Origin of the sequence: Amycolatopsis pittospori, assembly GCF_013870525.1 — a bacterium.
Classification (GTDB): Bacteria; Actinomycetota; Actinomycetes; order Mycobacteriales; family Pseudonocardiaceae; genus Amycolatopsis; species Amycolatopsis pittospori.
In genome coordinates, this window is the sequence record NZ_JACBXD010000056.1 from 13459 (window position 1) to 31513 (window position 18055).

The window sequence follows — 18055 nt, forward strand, 5'->3', positions numbered from 1 at the left end:
CACCCGGTGGCGGGCGGCCCTGCGGTCACGCCGTCTCAGGCGGTGCGCATGCGGATGTGGTAGGTCATGATCGAAATCCTAGCGGCATCGGACGGGGCGCCCAAACGCTTAACCGGTTGCCCGGTTTGCCGCGATCGGGACCCGCCGTTGGTAGGGACCTTCGCCGGAAGGGTTCCGCAGGTCACGCACGTGGATAGGGTTTGCTCGCTTTCACCTTTGGAGGGAAAGGGAGAATCCGTGAGACGTGTTCTCATCACCGCGCTGGCCGTGGCCACACTGGCTTCGGTCGCGGTGACCGCACCGGCTGTCGCCGCGGAAGACGCGCAGCCGGCCGAGACGATCACCTGGGGGGCCTGCACCGATCCGGCGCTCGTCACCGCGGGCGCCGAATGTGGCTACCTGTCCGTGCCGCTCGACTACTCGAGGCCGCGCGGCGAGAAGATCCAGCTAGCGCTCAGCCGCGTCAAGCACAAGACGCCGGAAGCGCGGTACCAGGGCGTCATGCTCACCAACCCGGGTGGCCCCGGCGGCTCCGGGCTGCTGCTCGCGACCCGCGGGCCGCGCGTGCCGAACCACGCCGGCGACGCCTACGACTGGGTGGGCTTCGACCCGCGCGGCGTCGGCGCCAGCAAACCGGCGCTCTCGTGCATCCCTGACTACATGGACTACAACCGGCCGAACTACACGCCGACCACGCCGCAGCTGGAGAAGACCTGGCTACAGCGCTCGAAGTCCTACGCCGACGCGTGCGCGAAGAACAACAGCCGCGCTCTGCTCGACAACATCAAGACGACTGACACGGTCAAGGACATGGAGAGCATCCGCAAGGCACTCGGCGCGGAGAAGCTGAACTTCTACGGGTACTCCTACGGCACCTACCTCGGCCAGGTCTACGGGACGCTGTTCCCGCAGCACGTCCGCCGGATGGTCCTCGATTCCACTGTGGACCCCCGCAACGTCTGGTACCAGGCCAACCTGAACCAGGACGTCGCGTTCGACGTCAACATCAACATCTGGTTCGGCTGGGTGGCGCAGCACGACGACGTCTACCACCTCGGCAAGACGCAGGCCGCGGTGAAGCAGGTGTTCGTCGAGCAGCTGAAGAAGCTGGCCGTGGTCCCGGCGGGCGGTTTCGTCGGTCCGGACGAGTTCCTCGACGTCTTCCAGCAGGCTTCGTACTACCAGCTGCGGTGGACACTGCTCGGCGACGCGCTCGCGAAGTTCGTCAACAACGGTGACTGGCAGACGATGAAGGGGCTGTTCGAGACCTTCGGCGGTCGCGGCGACGACAACGGGTACGCCGTCTATCTCGCCGTCCAGTGCACCGACGTCAAGTGGCCGCAGAGCTGGCAGCAGTGGAAGCACGACAACTGGCGTACCTATCAGAAGGCGCCGTTCTTCACCTGGCAGAACGCGTGGTTCAACGCGCCCTGCCTCTACTGGCCCGCGAAGCCCGGCCACCCGGTGAAGGTCGACGGCAAGAAGGTGCCGAGTGTGCTGATGATCGGTGAGACGCTCGACGCGGCGACGCCGTACGAAGGCAGCCTCGAGGTCCGTAGCCGGTTCCCCGGCGCTCGCCTGATCGGTGAGCCGGGTGGTACGAGCCACGCGATCACCCCGCGCGGCAACGCCTGCGTCGACAACCGGATCGCCGACTACCTGGCGACCGGGGCGCTGCCCGACCGCAAGCCGGGCCGGACGGCCGACGTCGAATGCGCGCCGTTGCCGCTCCCGGTGCCACCTCCGGCGCCGGCGGCCGCTTCGGCCCCTGAGGCGGCTACCTCCCGGGTGCCCGCCTAGCCGCTGTCCGTGAAGGCCTCCTTCCCTACCGTCAAAGTAGGGAAGGAGGCCTTCACGGCGTCATGGGTTTCCAGGACAGGGGACTTTGTGTTACAAAGTGCGTACCGACTTTGTATTTCAGAGTGCTCGAAGAGGGAGAGTCATGGTGGACGCGTTCAGCCTCGAAGGGCTGGTGAAGCGCTTCGGTGACGTCCTGGCCGTCGACGACGTCGGCGTGCGTGTCGCACCGGGCGAGGTGGTGGCGCTGCTCGGGCCGAACGGCGCGGGCAAATCGACCACGATCGACATGCTGCTGGGCCTGACCAGGCCGGACTCCGGACGGGTGCGGGTCGCCGGGCTCAGCCCGGTCGAGGCGATGGACCAGGGGCTGGTCGGCGCGATGGCGCAGAACGGGACGCTGCTCAGGGACGCGACGGTCGCCGAACTCGTCGGCCTCTTCGCTTCCCTGCACCAGAAGCCGCTGCCCGTGCGGGAGGTGTTGAAGCGCGCCGGCGTCACCGAGTACGCGAACCGCCGCTGCGGGAAGCTCTCCGGTGGTGAGCAGCAGCGGGTGCGATTCGCGCTCGCGCTGGTCGGCGACCCGGATCTGCTGGTGCTCGACGAGCCGACGGCGGCGATGGACGTCGACGGGCGGCGCCGGTTCTGGGCGTCGATGCGGGAGTACACGGAGACGGGCCGGACGGTCCTCTTCGCGACGCACTACCTGGCCGAAGCCGAGGACTACGCCGATCGCGTCGTGCTGATGAGGCACGGCAAGGTCGTCGCGGACGGACCGGTCGGGGAGGTCCGGGCCGCCGTCGCGGGGCGGGTGCTGCGCGCCGTCGTCCCGGATGCCACCGAAGCGGCCCTCGCCGCGCTGCCGGGGGTGTCGCGTGCGGTGCTGCGGGCCGGGCACGCGGAGCTGGGCTGCGCCGATTCGGACGCCGCGATCCGCGGCCTGCTGCGCGAGTTCCCGCTCGCCTCGGACATCGAAATCGCCGCTGTGGGGCTGGAAGAAGCCTTCATCGCGCTCACCGCCGATGAGGCTGAAGGAGCTTTGAGATGAACATGAACTACCTCGCGCTGGAGATCAAGCGCATCGTCCGCAGTCCGCAGTTCGCGTTCTTCACCATCGGGATGCCACTGGCGATGTTCCTGTTGTTCGGCGGGATCTTCGGTGCCCGCGAGCTCGCTCCCGGCGTCTCGACCGCCACCGTCACCATGGTGAACATGGCCGCGTACGGCGCCATGACGGCCGCGCTGTTCACCGGCACCCGGGTCGCCACCGAACGCACCGACGGGTGGCAGCGCACCTTGCGGCTGACTCCGATGCGGGCGCCCGGCTACCTGATGGTGAAGGTGTCGGCGGGTCTGTTCGTCGCGCTGCCGGTGCTGCTGGTGATCTTCGCGGCCGGGATGATCCGCGGCATCCGCCTCGAAACCGGCCAGTGGCTGACGATCTTCGGCGCCCTGTGGCTCGGCGCGCTGCCGTTCGCGGTGCTGGGTCTGATGATCGGGCTGTTCGGCAAGGGCGACACCGTGCAGGCGGTGACCGGTGCGCTGATGCTGCCGCTGGGCATGTTCGGCGGGCTCTGGATCCCGCTGCAGGTCCTGCCCGGCTGGATGAACACCGCCGGGCACCTCATGCCGACGTACTGGCTCGGCGAGATCGGCCGCGCGCCCGTGCTGGGCGGCTCGGGCATGCTGACCGCCGTCGGAGTGCTCGCGGGCTGGCTGGTCGTCCCCGCACTCGTGGTGATGGCGCGGTTCCGGCTGGACACGGCCAGGCTGTGACTTCGAAAGGAGCCGGTGAGCGCGTGTTAGTTTTCCGAGGTGGCGGAGGATGAGCGGGCCGTGCCCGAGCAGGACGACGACGCGCGGCCGATGACGCCCGAGGAGTCGCTCGCGCTCATCGCCCAGCAGTCGGAGGAGACCCGGCGGGAGATCGGGCCGAATCCGGCCGTACTGCTCGCGGTCTGGGGTCTGGTGTGGCTGTTCGGTTTCGGTCTCATCTTCCTGTCCGCGCCGCCGACCTCCTTGATGCCGCTGTGGGCGGCCTCGGCCGTCGCGGTCGTCGCCTTCGCCGGCGCCATCGCTTACTCGGCGATCTACGGCATCCGGACGAGCCGGGGCGTTCGCGGTCCGTCGCGGCTCGTCGGGGCGATGTACGGGTGGAGCTGGATGATCGCGTTCGGCGGGCTGACCGTCGTGAACACGGCCTTGATCCGTCAGGGGCTGGATCCCGAGCTGATCCCGCTGCTGTGGTCCGGGACCTCGCTGATGCTCACCGGCCTGATGTACCTGGCGGGCGGCATGCTGTGGCAGAGCAAACTGCAGTACGGCCTCGGCGTCTGGATCATCCTGTGCGGTGCGGCGAGCGTGCTGGCCGGGGGACCGCACAACTTCCTGGTGCTGAGCCTGGCGGGCGGAGGCGGATTCCTGGTGGCGTCGCTGGTCTTCCTGGTGCGGGCGCGATGAGCGAAGACGGGCTGCCGCAGCTCGATCCGGTGATCCACGCACAGGCGAGGCTGCGGGTCACCGTGGCGTTGTCGAGCCTGGGGCAGGGGGACAGCATCACGTTCCCCCGCTTGCAACAGCTTCTGGACATGACCCCGGGCAACCTCTCGACGCATCTGCGCAAACTCGAAGACGCCGGCTACGTCGAGATCACCAAGGCCTTCGAACACCGCACACCGGTGACGCTCGTCGAGCTGACCACCCGCGGCCGGGCGGCGTTCGAGGAGTACACGCGCGCGCTGCACCGGCTTCTCGAGGTGCCGGGCGATGGGCGGGCTTGACCGGTGGGTCATCCACCTCGACATGGACGCGTTCTACGCCTCCTGTGAACAGCTGACCCGGCCCACACTGGCCGAACGTCCGGTGCTGGTCGGCGGTGCGGGCCCGCGTGGCGTGGTCGCCGGCGCGAGTTATCAGGCGCGGGCGCACGGGATCCGCTCGGCGATGCCGATGTCGCAGGCCCGGCGGCTGCTGCCGCCCAACGGGGTCATCCTGCCGCCGCGGTTCAAACTGTACGAACTGCTGAGCACGCAGGTGTTCGACCTCGTCGCGCAGTACGCGCCCGTCCTGGAACGGATCTCGCTGGACGAGGCCTTCGCCGAACCGCCGTCGCTGGTGGGTGCCACCTCCGCCGAGGTGCACGAGTTCGGTTCCCTGGTGCGGGAACGGATCCGGGCCGAGGTCGGGCTGGTGGCGTCGATCGGGGCGGCGTCGGGGAAACAGGTCGCGAAGGTCGCTTCGGATCAGGCGAAGCCGGACGGGCTGCTCGTCGTCGACCAAGGCACCGAACGCGACTTCCTCGCGCCGCTGCCCACCCGGGTGCTGTGGGGTATCGGTCCGGTGGCGGAAGGGAAGCTGAGGGCGATCGGCGTCCGGACACTGGGGCAGCTGACCGCGCTCTCCGACGCCGACGCGGTGTCCACTTTGGGCAGTGTGGTCGGCCGGGACCTGCGGCGGCTGGCCACCGGCGTCGACGACCGGCCGGTGTCCGACCGCGCGGAACTCAAACAGGTCAGCGCGGAGACCACCTTCGACCGCGACCTGATCGACCTGGCGAGCCTGCGGCGCGAGGTCCGCGATCTCGCCGTCCACGCGCACAAACGGCTGGTGAACGCGGGGCGGGTGGCGCGGACGGTGGTGGTGAAGCTGCGGGACACCGCGTTCAGCACGGTGACCCGTTCGGAGACGATGGCCACGCCCACCGACGAATTCGACCAGCTCGCCTCGATGGCCGAGCGGTTGCTGATCGACCCGGCGGAGTTCGGCGGGGTCCGGCTGGCGGGCGTCGCCTTTTCCGGGCTTTCGGTGCCGCATCAGGATCCGTTGTTCACCTTGTCCGTCCCCGTTTCCGAAGCCTTGGAGACGTCGGTTTCGAAGGCGCCCGCTCCGGTCGTGTTCTCGGGCTGGCGTCCCGGGGACGACGTGGTGCACGAGGAGCACGGGAGCGGCTGGGTGCAGGGAGCCGGACACGGGCGGGTGACCGTGCGGTTCGAGACGCGGACCAGTGGGCCCGGAGTGGCGCGGACCTTCACACAGGAGGACCCGGCCCTGCGACGCGGCGACCCCGCGGATTGCCTTTCGTGACCTCGCATTTAGTCCTCTGAATGCGGTCCTTGCGCGTGCGACTACCGCATTCAGAGGACTGGATGCGTTGTTTCCAGCAACCGGCGGGCCGCGGATTCGGCGCCGTCGGCGTTCTTCCCGAGCACCATCGCGACGACGCGGGAGTGGGCGACCAGAACTTCGTCGCCGGGGACCTCTTCGAGCGCCGCCACCACCGGGATGTGCAACCGCGCGATCAGGGTGTTGCCGGACGCGCGCAGCAACGCCGCGTGGAAAGCGCGGTCGGCTTCCCGGAACGTCTGGACGTCGGCCGCGTCCGCCATCAGTCCGTAGGCCGCGACGAGGACCGCGAGTTCGTCCGGACGACGGTGCCACGCCGCCATCCTCGCCGCCTGCGGCTCGATCGCCTGCCGCAGTTCGAGCAGTTCGGCCAGCTGCTTCCCGCATTCGGGCCCGGCGACCCGCCAGGCGATGACGTCCGGGTCGATCGCGTCCCAGTGTTCCGGCGTCCGTGCCCAGGTGCCGACCCTCGGCCGCGCGGCGACCATGCCCTTGGATTCCAGTACCCGCAACGCTTCCCGCACCACCGTGCGCGAGGCGGAGAACCGGCGGCCGATGTCTTCGGGCACGATCGGCCCGCCGGTCCCGAACGTGCCGGCGACGATCAGTCTGCCCAGTTCGTCGACGATCCGGGCATGCCGGGTCATACGGGCAGGCCGACTCGGCGTTCCCCGCTGCGGACCTGCTGGAGCACGACGGCGACGACGAGCAGTGTCCCGGTGGCCATGTTCTGCCAGAACGGGTTGACGCCGAGTCCGGACATCCCGTTGTTGAGCACGCCCAGGATGATCACCGCCAGCACGGTGCTGATGATGGATCCCTTGCCGCCCTTGAGCATCGTGCCGCCGAGCGCGGCGCCGGTGACGGCGAGCAGTTCGAGCCCTTCGGAGCCGGACGTCGGCTGGCCGGATCCGGTGCGCGCGGTGATCAGCAGCCCCGCGATCGCCGCGACGACGCCGACGAGCGCGTAGACGCCGATGATGTAGCGGTTGATGTTGATCCCGGCGAGCCGGGCCGCGGTGTCGTTGCCGCCGATGGCGTAGATGTTGCGGCCGATGTCGGTGTAGCGGAGCAGGAAGTGCAGGACCGCCGCGACGATCAGGAACACCCACAGCAGTGTCGGCAGCCCGGCGATGGATCCCTTGGCCAGGAAGATGAACAGGTCGTCGGCGCCGGTGTAGCCCTGCGCTTTACCGTCGGAGATGACCTGCGCGATGCCTTTGTACGTCGCCAGCATCGCCAGGGTCGCGACCACGGGGTTGACCCGGCCGAAGATGATGATCATGCCGTTGACCAGGCCGCAGACGATGCCGACGCCGATCGCGGCGAGCAGGCCGACGGTGGAGCTTCCGGTGGAGGTGAACACCATCGCCGAGACCACGGACGCGAGCCCGGCCATGGAGCCGACGGAGATGTCCAGCGCGCCCAGGATGATCACCAGGGTCTGCACGAGCGACAACAGCCCCATGATCGTGATCGCACTGCCGATCAACAGCAGGTTGTTGGTGCGGAAGAAGTTCTCGTTCAGCGAGCTCATCAGGATCACGAGCGCGATCAGGGTGAGCAGCAGGCTGGAGTTCTGCACCCCGATCGCGGTCAGCACCCGCCGGGCGGGGGACACACGCGGGGTTTCGTCGACGGGCGAAGCTTTTTCCTGCGCTTCGCTGGAGCGCGTGGGCGTGCTCACGAGGCGATCTCCTCGGTGTCTTCGACGGCGGGTTCGGTGGCGGGGATGGCCAGGGTGAGGACGGCTTCCTCGCTGGCGTCGTCGCGGCCGATCTCGCCGGCGACGCGTCCCGCGCGCATGACGACGATCCGGTCGGCCAGGGTGAGTACTTCGGGTAGGTCGGAGGAGATCACCAGCAGCGCGATGCCTTCGGCGGCGAGGCCGTCGATGATCCGGTAGATCTCGGCCTTCGCGCCGACGTCGACACCGCGCGTCGGCTCGTCGAGGATCAGCAGTTTCGGTCGCCGCGCGAGCCAGCGCGCGAGGACGGTCTTCTGCTGATTACCGCCGGAGAGCTTACGGACCTCTTGTTCCATCGACGGCGTCCGGACGCGGAGTTCGCGCACGTATTCGTCGACGAGTTCGCGTTCCTTGGCACGGCGTACGACCCGGAAGCGGCGCAGCCGGTCCAGCACGGCGATGGAGACGTTGTCCCGCACGGAACGCTGCATCAGCAACGCGTCGGTCTTGCGTTCCTCCGGCGCGAACCCGATGCCCGCTTTGACGGCGTCGCCGGGAGTGCGGGCGCGCAACGGTTTCCCGTCGAGTTCGACGGTTCCCGAGCGCACCGGCAGGTCGCCGACGATCGCGTGCGCGAGTTCCGAGCGTCCGGCGCCGACCAGCCCGGCGAGGCAGACGACCTCGCCCGCGCGCACCTCCAGCGAGATGTCCGTGACGTCGTCGGTGGTGACCCCGTCGAGCCGCAGCACGACCCGGCCGGTCTCCTGCGTGCTCCGGCGTTCCAAAGCGGACAGGTCGCGGCCGATCATCATGCGTACCAACCGGTTCTCGTCGGTGGACGCCGCGTCCTCGACCCCGATCAGCTTGCCGTCGCGCAGCACCGCCACGCGGTCGGCGAGCTGGAAGATCTCCTTCATCCGGTGAGAGACGTAGACGACCGCGACGCCGCTGTCCCGTAGCCGCCGGATCAGCGCGAACAACGCGTCGACCTCGTGCTCGGACAGCGACGACGTCGGTTCGTCGAACGCGATCACCTTCGGCGGCGTGGCGGCGGTGAGCACCCGCAGGATCTCGACCAGTTGACGTTGCGCGGGCGAGAGCCTGCTCCCGAGCGTCGCGGGCTGTAGTACGCCCTCGAACCCGTACTCCCGCAACGCTTCCTGCGTCATCCGGTGCAGGGTCCGGCGGTTGACCAGACGTCCGCGCGACGGCAGCTCGCCGACGAAGACGTTCTCCGCCACCGAAACGTGCGGGATGATCTCCGGCTCCTGATAGATCACCCGGACACCGGCGGCCATCGCCGCCCGTGGCGAATCGAACGCCACGGGACGGCCTTCGGTCAGCAGGCGCCCGTCGTCGGGCCCCTGGTCGCCGGACAGCACCCTCAGGAGGGTGGACTTGCCGGCGCCGTTCTCGCCCATCAGCGCGAGTACTTCGCCGGGCCGGAATTCCAGGGAGACCCCGTCGAGCGCGGTCACCCCGGAGAACCGTTTGCTGATCCCTTCGGCGGTCAGCACCGCCGCGGGTTCTGTCGTGGCCATCGAAACGCCTCCGCGCGGATCAGATGCAGTTGACGCCGGCCTGCTTGTAGTTGTCCTTGGTGACGATCTGGGTCTTCGCGATCGTCTCCGGGGGCAGGTCCTTCGAGTTCTTCACCTTGTCCACCAGCAGCTGGATCGCGGTGCGGCCGACCTCGGCACCGGAGATGAACAACGCGGACTTGTTGCCGGTGTCCTTACCAGCGGCCCAGTCCTTACAGGTCAGGTAGGCACCGAGGCCGACGCCGATGATGTCGGCGGAAGCGACGCCCGAGTTCGCGAGCGCGGTGACGGCGCCGGTCTCGTTCTCGTCGTTGCAGCCCCACACCACCCAGTGCTTCACGCCCGGGTTCGAGCCGATCACCGCGCCGGTGCGGTTCTGCGCGTCCACCGGGGTGTTGTCGGTACCGACCTCGATCACCGGGACCTGCGCGCCACTGTCCTTGTCGAACGCGGCCTTCGCCGCAGTGACGCGGTCCGAGCACACGGTCAGGTCCTGCTTGTAGGCGCTGATGATCTTGGTGTCGGCCGCGGTCCAGCCAGCCGCCTTGAACAGCTTCGCGGCCTCCTTGCCGACGGAGTCGCCCATCTGCGAGCCGTTGAAGCCCACGAACGGCGACTTCGTCCCGCCGCCGTCCTTGATCACGTCGTCGGAGGCGATGATCGGGATCCCCGCGCTCTTGGCCTTGTCCAGCACCTGCGGGCCGATCGCCTGGTCCGGGACCACGATCGCGATCCCGTTCGCGCCCTGGGCCACCGCCGCGTCCAGCTCGGTGATCGCCTTGTTGGCGTCCTGCCCGAGGTTGACGACCTTGAGTTCGACGCCCAGTTCCTTCGCCTTCTCCTGCGCGCCCTGCGCCTGCTCGACGAAGTACTGCTGATCGCCCTGTTTCTGCAGGTAGAACAGGGTGACCTTGCCGGTCGCGGGCGCCTGCTGCTGCGGCGCCGCGGTCTCCTTGCCGGACGAACAACCGGCCAGTACCACTCCGGCAATCAAACAAGAACCAACAAGACGCCAGGGCAAGGACTTGTGCGAAGCTGTGTACATCGAGGGCTCCCAGGACGAAGCGAAAGAGTGTGACTCGTATTACTAAACACTCTTGAGGGTGACGTCAAGCCACGATTTGACCTACCCGGAGTGGGTCGTGGTCGTACTAATCGCCTGTTCTTCGACGTCGGACGCCGGTTCGGCGCCGGGTGATCCTGGGGAACTTGTCCGAACTTTGTCCGATCGTTCTTGTTGACTGTGGTTGAGTGTTGGACTCCGTTCGGAGTAAGGCAGGATGGGTAGGACTGTCACCCGAACGAGGGAACCGATGTTCAGCACCCGTGCCCGCCAAGCCTCCGTTCTCGTCGGCGCCGCCGTGCTGCTCGCCGCGTGCAGTGAGACTCCCGAGCAGACGCCTGCCGCGTCCGACGCTCCGGCGCCGCGGACGAGCCAGGCGCCCGACGGCTCCTTCACCGTGGTCGCGACCGGTGACGTGCTGATCCATCCGGCGCTCACCGAACAGGCCAAGGAGGACGGCAAGGGGAAGATCGACTACCGGCCGCTGCTGGCCGGGGTGAAGCCGTTGATCTCCGGCGCGGACCTCGGCATCTGCCATCTCGAAACCCCGCTCGCGCCGAAAGGCGGCCCGTACAGCGGGTATCCGTCGTTCAGCGCGCCGCCCGAGATCGTCGACGCGCTCAAGGACACCGGGTACGACAACTGCTCGACGGCGTCCAACCACACGATCGACCAGGGGGCGGAAGGCGCGACGCGGACCCTCGACAAACTCGACGAGGCCGGGATCAAGCACACCGGCTCGGCGCGCTCCGCCGAAGAAGCGAAGAAGCCGCTGATCGTCGACGTCAACGGCGTCAAGGTCGCCCAGATCTCCTACGCCTACGGGTTCAACGGGATCAAGGTGCCGTCCGGGAAACCCTGGCTGGTCAACCAGATCGACGCCGAGGACGTGATCGCCGAGGCCAAGGCCGCGCGCGAGGCCGGCGCGCAGGTCGTGCTCGCGAGCCTGCACTGGGGCACCGAGTACCAGCACGACGCGACCGCCGAACAGCGCTCCCTGGCGAAGAAACTGCTCGGCGACGACTCGATCGACCTGATCATCGGGCACCACGCGCACGTCGTGCAGCCCTTCGAGCAGATCAACGGCAAGTGGGTCGCGTACGGCCTCGGCAACAGCGTCGCCCGGCACTCGGAGCCGAAGGGCTCGACCGAACAGGGTGCGGCCGCGCGCTTCCGGTTCGTGCGCGACGGCGAACGCTGGAAGGTCGACAAGGCCGAGTACATCCCGACCCTGGTCCAGCTCGGTCCGCCGATCCGGTTGCTCGACCTGACCGCGGGCCAGAGTGGAAACGCGGGAGCCGAAGCGCTCAAGGCCACCGACGAAGTCGTTCTCAGCCGCGGCGCCGGTGACCAGGGCCTGACCCGCCCCGGTCGCTGATCCTCCGGCGTGCCGTCCCTCTGATCACGCCTGCCGTCCGTCTGATCACACGTGCCGTCCCTCTGATCACGGGTGTCGTCCGCCTGGTCACGTCTGCCTTCCCTCTGATCACGGCTGCGCGGTGGTCGCCACGGGACGCCACGTGTGATTGAACGGACGGCAGGCGTGATCAGACGGACGGCACGTGTGATTGAACGGACGGCACGGCCCTGGTGTACATGGGTGGTCCGGGCCCTTCCACCGGCCCGGGCCACCCACGCCCCCTCCGCGCCCGTCTCAGTACCGTCGCCGCACCACCAGTTTCGCGAGGGCCGCGAGCTCGGCGCCTGGGCGGGGCACCGGATCCGCGACGGCGAGATGATGCAGCGCGCCGGTCAGGAGCGCGTCGGCCTGCTCCTGACTCCACGCCCGGCCGCCCGCCCGTTCCACCAGCTCCGCCGCGTGGGGCAGTTCCGCGGCGTCGAGGGTTTCCCGGCGGTACAGGACGTCCAGCTCTCGACCGGCGTCCGTCCCGGAGTGGAGCGCGGCCACCACCGGCAGGGACTTCTTCCGGTTGGAGAGATCCGAGTGGACCGGTTTCCCGGTCACCGCCGGATCGCCCCAGATCCCGAGGAGATCGTCGATGTGCTGGAACGCCAGCCCGAGTGCCCTCCCGTACTCGGTCAGCCGGCCGACCTGATCCTCCCTCCCTTCCCCGGCGAGCGCCCCGAGCGTGCACGAGGCCCCGATCAGCGCGCCGGTCTTCCCTTCGGCCATCCGTACGCATTCGGCGGTGTCGACGTCACCGCGTTCTTCGAACTTCAGATCCGCGCTCTGCCCTTCGAGCAGGTCGATCACGGCCGTGCTCAGCACACGCAACGCGGTCTGCCCGAACGGCGACAGCACCTCGAACGCCTGCGTCAGCAGGGCGTCCCCGGCGAGGATCGCGGCACCGGTACCGAAGACGGTCCAAGCCGTCGGGCGGTGCCGCCGGGTGGTGTCCCGGTCCATCACGTCGTCGTGCAGCAGCGAGAAGTTGTGCACCATCTCGACCGCGACGCCCACCGGGACGGCGACTTCGGCGTCACCGCCGACAGCCTCGGCGGCCAGCATCGCGAGCGCGGGCCGCAGCGCCTTACCTCCGTCCGAAGTGGACGGACGGCCGTGTTCGTCCCACCAGCCGAAGTGGTAGCCGGCGATCAGCCGCATCGACTCGGGCAGTTTGGCGACGGCTTCCCGCAGCGCCGGGTCGAGCAGATTCCGGCTCCACGTCAGGACTTCACCGGCGGGCCGGGCACCGGTGCCGGTGCTGGTGTCAAGGGTCGTCATCGGAGGCGCCTCTCAGCCTTCGCGCCCGAGTTCGGCGTTTTCCAAGATGCCCAGCGCGTCGGGCACGAGCACCGCCGCCGAGTAGTACGCGCTCACCAGATAGGACAGGATCGCCTGCTCGCTGATCCCCATGAAGCGGACGTTCAGGCCCGGCTGGTATTCGTCGGGCAGTCCGACCTGGTGCAGGCCGACGACGCCCTGTGCCTCCTCGCCGGTCCGCATCAGGAGGATCGAACTGGTGCTGGTCTCGGTGACGGGGATCTTGTTGCACGGCAGGATCGGGATACCGCGCCAGGCGGGCACCTGGTGACCGTTCAGGTCGACGGCGTCCGGGTAGATGCCCCGTTTACTGCACTCGCGGCTGAACGCCGCGATCGCCTTCGGATGCGCGAGGAAGAATCCGGGGTCCTTCCACACCACGGCGAGCAGTTCGTCGAAGTCGTCCGGCGTCGGCGGGCCGGTGCGGGTGTGGATGCGCTTCGAGAGGTCGGCGTTGTGCAGCAGGCCGAAGTCGCTGTTGTTGATCATTTCGTGTTCCTGGCGCTCGCGCAGCGCCTCGATGGTCAGCCGCAACTGCTGTTCGACCTGGTCCATCGGCTGGTTGTAGAGATCCGCGACCCGGGTGTGGACCCGCAGCACGGTCTGCGCGACGCTCAGTTCGTACTCGCGCGGTTTGGTGTCGTAGTCGACGAACGTGCCGGGCAGGAGCGGCTCGCCGTCGTGGCCCGACGAGATGTCGATCAACGCCTCGCCGTGGTCATTGCTGGCCTGCGATCCGCCGGCCGAGAACGCGTCGATGTGCTCGCGCAGCGCGTCCGAGCGTTCCACGATGTCCGCGAAAGCGTTCCGGGGTAAGGAAAGCACCGTGCACGCGGTGACCGCCTTCGCGGTGAACTCCCAGATCGCGTCGTCCTCGACCAGTACCTGTGAGCCGAAGTGCTCGCCGTCGGCGAGGACGGCGAGCACGGTCTGGTCGCCGTACGCGCCGACGCCGATCTTGTTGATCTTCCCGTGGGCGATGAGGAAGACCTGGTCTGCCTGATGTCCGAATTCGACCAGCGCGTCACCGGGGGAGAGCTCCCGCTGGACGAACCGGCCGGCGAGTTCGGACAGCACTTCCTCGTCGTCGAATCCGCGCAGCGGCGGCAGTTCGCCCAGTTCCGGCGGGATCACCCGGACCTGGGAACCGGCGGTGGTGAAGGTGACCCGTCCGTCGCCGACGGAGTAGCTCAACCGGCGGTTGACCCGGTACGCGCCACCCGAGACCTGCACCCACGGCAGCAGCTTCAGCAGCCACCGCGACGAGATGCCCTGCATCTGCGGTACCGACTTGGTGGTCGTGGCCAGCGTGCGGGCGGCGGCCCTGCCCAGGCTCAGCTGTGCGTTTCCCGCGGCGGTGGCCGAGGTGTCCGGATCCGTGACAGTCACTGAGAAATCCACCCGTCTTCGTGTCGTGCAGGGGTCATCGGCCGGTATTCCCGCCCTGGTGAAGTGCAGTTCTCACAATTCGCGGATACCCATTCGAGTGGGGCAGGCGCAAAATCAACATAGCAAGCGGGAATGCCCGCACAAACACTCGATCGGGTCTCCGGGTACATTCACCTGTTTGCCGGATTGGCCGTCGGCGGGCCCGCTGACGGCGGCCGTTCGGGCGACGGAGCGGTGAGGAATGTCGGTATACGACGACGTCGGTGACGTGCGGTGTCGGGTGATCACCCGGTCGTGAAGCGGTCTTCCCTGAGCGGTGACGCCCCTTTTCGGCGTGTGTCGGAAATCGTTTCGCGGGCTGAGAAATTGGGCCGAGACGGTGATGATCGACTTCTTCTTCTCCGCCACCGGTATGAATTGATTCAACCGGGCTTTTCGCCGCGCCGAACGGTGAACTAGTTTCAGCAGTCTTCACGGGGTAAGGAGTCGAATGGGTATTTACCTGACCGGCATCGCCTGGGTCGTCGGCGCGGCGGCACTAGCGGGGTTCGTCGGCTACCTCGTCCGCAGATTCGGCTGGGACGAGGGGCGGCCGGACAACAACGACGCCGCCGGCCAGGTGTTCACCATCGTCGGCGGGCTGCACGCGGTGCTGGTGGCGTTCATCCTGATCTCCCTGTTCGACTCCACCAGTGCGGCACGCGAGGGCTCCTATCACGAGGCGGACAGCCTGGTCGCCGCCGTCTGGGCCGCGGACTCCCTGGGGCCGGAGGTCAAGGACGAGGTCCGGAAGCTGAGCGCGGCCTACATGATCACCGTCGAACAGGAGGAGTGGCCGCTGATGGCCGGGGGCGGTGAGACCGTGGGCGACACCGGCTGGAAGCAGCTCGACCAGCTGCGCAAGGCGGTCGACAAGGCGCCGTCGGACGACGACTGGGTCCGCGAGCGCAAGGCCGAGGCGGCCACCCAGCTCTGGCAGGTCTACGAGGCCAGGCAGGATCGGCTCAGCGCCGTCGAGGACGGCAAGGTCGGCGGCGTCGTCTGGTTCGCCCTCATCCTCGGCAGCCTGATCTCGGTGCTGCTGCCCAACCTGTTCGGCGGCACCCGGCTGGCCGCGCATCTGGTCATCGTGTCCACCCTGGCGGGCACGGTCACCCTGCTGCTGTTCGCGATCTACCAGCTGCAGAACCCGTTCGGCGGCGGGGTGCGGATCCCGCCGGACGCGTTCACGGACGCGCGGGCAAGGATCGCCTGATCCCATGGAGACCGTGACACGGGCAGCGGCGACGGTGGCCGTCGCCGGGCTGGTGGGCGCGTCCGCGCTGCTGGCCCCGATGGCCGCGCGCGCCGCCGAGTCCTGCCTGGTGGTGCAGGCCGAGACCGGGTCCTACGGGAAGTCGAAGCTGCGCTGGATCGACGTCGGCTCGGGCACGACGCTGAGGGTCGCCGATTCCGGGTACCGGCTCAACGCGCTCGGTTACTCCGCGACACGCGACCTGGTCTACGGCGTCGCCGAAGGGCTGAGCAGGGGCGCCCACGCGGTGACGATCGACCGGGACGGGCGCACCCGGGACCTCGGCCCGATCACGCGCGCGGGGAACCGGCCGCCGGTGTGGAGCCCGGTCGCCGGGGTGACCGCCGGCGCGATCGGCGGGAATTCCTGGTACCTGCTCAGGAACGGCACTCTGTACACAGTGGACTTGACGCCGGGGGCGCGGTACCTGCGGGTGATCCGGACGGTGTTCCTGCGGCCGATCACCCTCGCCCACGACGTCAACGACTTCGCGTATCACAATGGACTGCTCTACGGGGTTTCCACCACCTGGCGCGGAAAAGGTGCCGTGATCACCATCGACCCGGTGACCGGCAAGGTCTTCGAAGCCGACGGTTCCCGGTTCCCGCCAGCCGAGGTCTACGGTTCGGTCGTGCTGGCCCGGGACGGCGCGCTGTACGCCACGGCGAACCGGATCGGCGGGCGCAGCGTGCTCTACCGGCTCGACCGCGGCGGTCGCGTGACCGAGGTGCGCTCGGCGGCGCCGCTGGCGGGTTCGGACGCGGCGGGCTGTCTCACCGCTCCCGAGGTCCCCGAGCCCGAGCCACCGAAGCCGTCGCCGACCCCGGCACCCACTCCGACGCCTTCACCCACGCCGACACCTACGCCTACTCCTGTGCCGTCACCGACGCCTTCGTCGCCCAGTCCGACACCGACACCGACCGCGACGACCCCGACCCCCACGTCGTCGCCGAGTCCGACGCCGACGAGTGCGCCCGCGGTGGTCGCGCCTCGGATCACGCCCCCTCCCGCCGTACCGAAACCGAAGCGTTCGGCGGCGCCGCCCCGGGAACGCGAGGAGGCGGCGGAGACCGATCCGCACGCGCGCACCAAGGAGAAACGTCGGTGGGGGCTGACCGCGCTGGTGCTGATCCTCGGTGGCGGAGCCGCGGCGGGTGCCGTCCGGCGGGCCCGGTGAGTCAGTACTTGAACTGGTCGACGTTCTCGCGGGTGATCAGCAGCGGGTCGCCGAGCAGCACGGTCTTCGTGACCTCGTCGTACTTGATCGCCGGGAGTTCGAGGTTGACCTTGTTGGACGCGGCGAGCGGTTTGCCTTCGGCGATCTGCTTGCCCGCCCACGCGGTGAGGTAGCCGAGCGATTCGACGTTCCACAGCACGGAAAGCGAGGCCGAACCGTCCAGCAGGTACGGCTTGATCGCCTGCGGCGTTCCGACGCCGACGGTGAACACACGCCCGATCTTCTCCTGCGAACGGACCGCCTCGGCGACCCCCGGCGCGGACGTCGTGCACTCGCCGACCAGGCCGGTGAGGTCCGGGTACTTGACCATCAGCTGCTTGGCCAGCGTGGTGGCGGTGTCCTTGTCCTCGCCGGCGTAGACCGTCTCGACGAGTTGCGCATGGGGATACTGGGTAGCGGTATAGGCGCGCTGGACCGCGATCCACGCGTTGAGGTTCTCGGCGGTCTCACCACAGGAGACGATCGCGTACTTTCCGGTGCCGCCCATCTTGCGCATCAGCGCGTCGGTGAGCGCCTTGCCGATGCCGTCGGGGGTCGCCTGGTTGACGAAGAGTTCGCGATCGGTACCCGGCGCGTCGGTGTCCGAAGTGATCACATGGACGCCCTTGGCGCGCGCGTCGGTGATCACCGGCGCCATCGCCCGGGGGTCGTTCGGGGCGATCGCGATGACGTCGACCTGCTGGTCGACCAGGCCGCGCACGATCGAGACCTGCGCGGCGGGGTCCACCGTGGACGGGCCCTTCGAGGTCCATTCGACACCGAGTTGCTTGGCCGCGGCCATCCCGCCGGTGTTCATCGCCTCGAAGTAGGGGATGCCGGCGACCTTCGGCACGAACGCGATCCGGACCGGTTTGGCGGCCATCCCCGCCGGCTCCTTGCCGTCGCAGCCGGCCAGCCCGAACACCGCGCCCAAAACGAGCACGGTGGCCACAACGAGCGTCTTCGTCGGCCCTCGCATCTCCACCCCATAGTCACGGAACCACTTGAACCAGCCGATCGGTCTGCGCGCGGTGGAGACCTCCGGGCGAAACTAAGGTCTCCGGTTACCCCGGTCAACCGGATGAGCGCAAAGGGTTACGGAAGTGAGTTCATCGACCTGGTCCGATTACCGGGTCGGCCTACCGAGGTGACGGTCAGCGATCAGGAGACGCGGCTCACTCGACCAGGTATACGGGTGGGGGGTATATTGACCCGCATGAA

General features: G+C 68.5%; 16 protein-coding genes. 9 read left to right on the plus strand and 7 right to left on the minus strand.

Going from position 1 to position 18055, the window contains the following annotated elements:
* Window positions 1–237: 237 nt before the first annotated feature.
* The 6 genes from H5J31_RS27020 to H5J31_RS27045 all read left to right on the plus strand — a co-directional run bounded on the left by H5J31_RS27020 (window position 238) and on the right by H5J31_RS27045 (window position 5880).
* Complete coding sequence (locus H5J31_RS27020; RefSeq protein WP_181775461.1) at window positions 238–1800, plus strand: alpha/beta hydrolase; 1563 nt, start codon at window positions 238–240, stop codon at window positions 1798–1800.
* Window positions 1801–1942: 142 nt separating this feature from the next.
* Window positions 1943–2845 carry an ABC transporter ATP-binding protein gene (locus tag H5J31_RS27025; RefSeq protein ID WP_181775462.1) on the plus strand — a complete coding sequence of 301 codons (903 nt, stop codon included), beginning with the start codon at window positions 1943–1945 and terminating at the stop codon, window positions 2843–2845.
* Window positions 2842–3573 carry an ABC transporter permease gene (locus tag H5J31_RS27030; RefSeq protein ID WP_181775463.1) on the plus strand — a complete coding sequence of 244 codons (732 nt, stop codon included), beginning with the start codon at window positions 2842–2844 and terminating at the stop codon, window positions 3571–3573. The genes H5J31_RS27025 and H5J31_RS27030 overlap by 4 nt, the downstream gene beginning before the upstream one ends.
* A 39-nt stretch (window positions 3574–3612) precedes the next feature.
* Window positions 3613–4257 carry a hypothetical protein gene (locus H5J31_RS27035; protein ID WP_407925067.1) on the plus strand — a complete coding sequence of 215 codons (645 nt, stop codon included), beginning with the start codon at window positions 3613–3615 and terminating at the stop codon, window positions 4255–4257.
* Window positions 4254–4577, plus strand: a complete 324-nt coding sequence (locus H5J31_RS27040; RefSeq protein WP_181775464.1) for a transcriptional regulator — start codon at window positions 4254–4256, stop codon at window positions 4575–4577. The genes H5J31_RS27035 and H5J31_RS27040 overlap by 4 nt, the downstream gene beginning before the upstream one ends.
* The gene (locus H5J31_RS27045; RefSeq protein ID WP_181775465.1) at window positions 4564–5880 is read left to right on the plus strand and encodes a DNA polymerase IV; all 1317 of its coding nucleotides are present in this window, start codon (window positions 4564–4566) and stop codon (window positions 5878–5880) included. Before H5J31_RS27040 ends, H5J31_RS27045 begins: the two co-directional genes overlap by 14 nt.
* Window positions 5881–5930: 50 nt before the next feature.
* On the opposite strand, the gene H5J31_RS27050 is transcribed toward H5J31_RS27045, so the two are convergent.
* Genes H5J31_RS27050 through H5J31_RS27065 form a run of 4 tightly spaced genes read right to left on the minus strand, consistent with a single transcriptional unit; the run spans window position 5931 to window position 10141 of the window.
* Entirely contained in the window at window positions 5931–6566 is a 636-nt protein-coding gene (locus tag H5J31_RS27050; protein ID WP_181775466.1) for a FadR/GntR family transcriptional regulator, read from the minus strand.
* Window positions 6563–7606, minus strand: a complete 1044-nt coding sequence (locus H5J31_RS27055; protein WP_181775467.1) for an ABC transporter permease — start codon at window positions 7604–7606, stop codon at window positions 6563–6565. The genes H5J31_RS27050 and H5J31_RS27055 overlap by 4 nt, the downstream gene beginning before the upstream one ends.
* Window positions 7603–9147 carry a sugar ABC transporter ATP-binding protein gene (locus tag H5J31_RS27060; protein ID WP_181775468.1) on the minus strand — a complete coding sequence of 515 codons (1545 nt, stop codon included), beginning with the start codon at window positions 9145–9147 and terminating at the stop codon, window positions 7603–7605. The genes H5J31_RS27055 and H5J31_RS27060 overlap by 4 nt, the downstream gene beginning before the upstream one ends.
* Before the next feature lie 19 nt (window positions 9148–9166).
* Window positions 9167–10141 carry a substrate-binding domain-containing protein gene (locus H5J31_RS27065; protein ID WP_181775469.1) on the minus strand — a complete coding sequence of 325 codons (975 nt, stop codon included), beginning with the start codon at window positions 10139–10141 and terminating at the stop codon, window positions 9167–9169.
* A gap of 319 nt (window positions 10142–10460) precedes the next feature.
* Between H5J31_RS27065 and H5J31_RS27070 the strand changes: the two genes are divergently transcribed.
* Window positions 10461–11588: a CapA family protein gene (locus H5J31_RS27070; RefSeq protein ID WP_181775470.1), complete on the plus strand. Its 1128-nt coding sequence runs from the start codon at window positions 10461–10463 to the stop codon at window positions 11586–11588.
* A gap of 276 nt (window positions 11589–11864) precedes the next feature.
* Here H5J31_RS27070 and H5J31_RS27075 read toward each other — a convergent pair whose 3' ends face one another.
* Together H5J31_RS27075 and H5J31_RS27080 are read right to left on the minus strand one after the other, a co-directional pair.
* A complete protein-coding gene (locus tag H5J31_RS27075) occupies window positions 11865–12896 on the minus strand; it encodes a family 2 encapsulin nanocompartment cargo protein polyprenyl transferase (RefSeq protein WP_181775471.1) in 1032 nt (343 codons plus the stop codon).
* Window positions 12897–12908: 12 nt separating this feature from the next.
* Window positions 12909–14324: a family 2B encapsulin nanocompartment shell protein gene (locus H5J31_RS27080; protein WP_181775472.1), complete on the minus strand. Its 1416-nt coding sequence runs from the start codon at window positions 14322–14324 to the stop codon at window positions 12909–12911.
* A gap of 490 nt (window positions 14325–14814) precedes the next feature.
* On the opposite strand from H5J31_RS27080, the gene H5J31_RS27085 reads away from it, so the two are divergent.
* Both H5J31_RS27085 and H5J31_RS27090 read left to right on the plus strand, forming a co-directional pair.
* A complete protein-coding gene (locus tag H5J31_RS27085; protein ID WP_181775473.1) occupies window positions 14815–15579 on the plus strand; it encodes a bestrophin-like domain in 765 nt (254 codons plus the stop codon).
* Window positions 15580–15583: 4 nt separating this feature from the next.
* Complete coding sequence (locus tag H5J31_RS27090) at window positions 15584–16795, plus strand: DUF6923 family protein (RefSeq protein WP_181775474.1); 1212 nt, start codon at window positions 15584–15586, stop codon at window positions 16793–16795.
* Between the two features lies 1 nt (window position 16796).
* Here H5J31_RS27090 and H5J31_RS27095 read toward each other — a convergent pair whose 3' ends face one another.
* Window positions 16797–17813 carry an autoinducer 2 ABC transporter substrate-binding protein gene (locus tag H5J31_RS27095; RefSeq protein WP_181775475.1) on the minus strand — a complete coding sequence of 339 codons (1017 nt, stop codon included), beginning with the start codon at window positions 17811–17813 and terminating at the stop codon, window positions 16797–16799.
* Between the last annotated feature and the right edge of the window lie 242 nt (window positions 17814–18055).

Excerpts from the sequence above, each read along its gene's own strand:
- H5J31_RS27070 (WP_181775470.1), top strand. The coding sequence starts at position 10,461 with ATGTTCAGCACCCGTGCCCGCCAAGCCTCCGTTCTCGTCGGCGCCGCC.
- H5J31_RS27085 (WP_181775473.1), top strand. The coding sequence starts at position 14,815 with ATGGGTATTTACCTGACCGGCATCGCCTGGGTCGTCGGCGCGGCGGCA.
- H5J31_RS27045 (WP_181775465.1), top strand. The coding sequence starts at position 4,564 with ATGGGCGGGCTTGACCGGTGGGTCATCCACCTCGACATGGACGCGTTC.
- H5J31_RS27075 (WP_181775471.1), bottom strand. The coding sequence starts at position 12,896 with ATGACGACCCTTGACACCAGCACCGGCACCGGTGCCCGGCCCGCCGGT.
- H5J31_RS27095 (WP_181775475.1), bottom strand. The coding sequence starts at position 17,813 with ATGCGAGGGCCGACGAAGACGCTCGTTGTGGCCACCGTGCTCGTTTTG.
- H5J31_RS27050 (WP_181775466.1), bottom strand. The coding sequence starts at position 6,566 with ATGACCCGGCATGCCCGGATCGTCGACGAACTGGGCAGACTGATCGTC.
- H5J31_RS27060 (WP_181775468.1), bottom strand. The coding sequence starts at position 9,147 with ATGGCCACGACAGAACCCGCGGCGGTGCTGACCGCCGAAGGGATCAGC.
- H5J31_RS27040 (WP_181775464.1), top strand. The coding sequence starts at position 4,254 with ATGAGCGAAGACGGGCTGCCGCAGCTCGATCCGGTGATCCACGCACAG.
- H5J31_RS27090 (WP_181775474.1), top strand. The coding sequence starts at position 15,584 with ATGGAGACCGTGACACGGGCAGCGGCGACGGTGGCCGTCGCCGGGCTG.
- H5J31_RS27030 (WP_181775463.1), top strand. The coding sequence starts at position 2,842 with ATGAACATGAACTACCTCGCGCTGGAGATCAAGCGCATCGTCCGCAGT.
- H5J31_RS27025 (WP_181775462.1), top strand. The coding sequence starts at position 1,943 with ATGGTGGACGCGTTCAGCCTCGAAGGGCTGGTGAAGCGCTTCGGTGAC.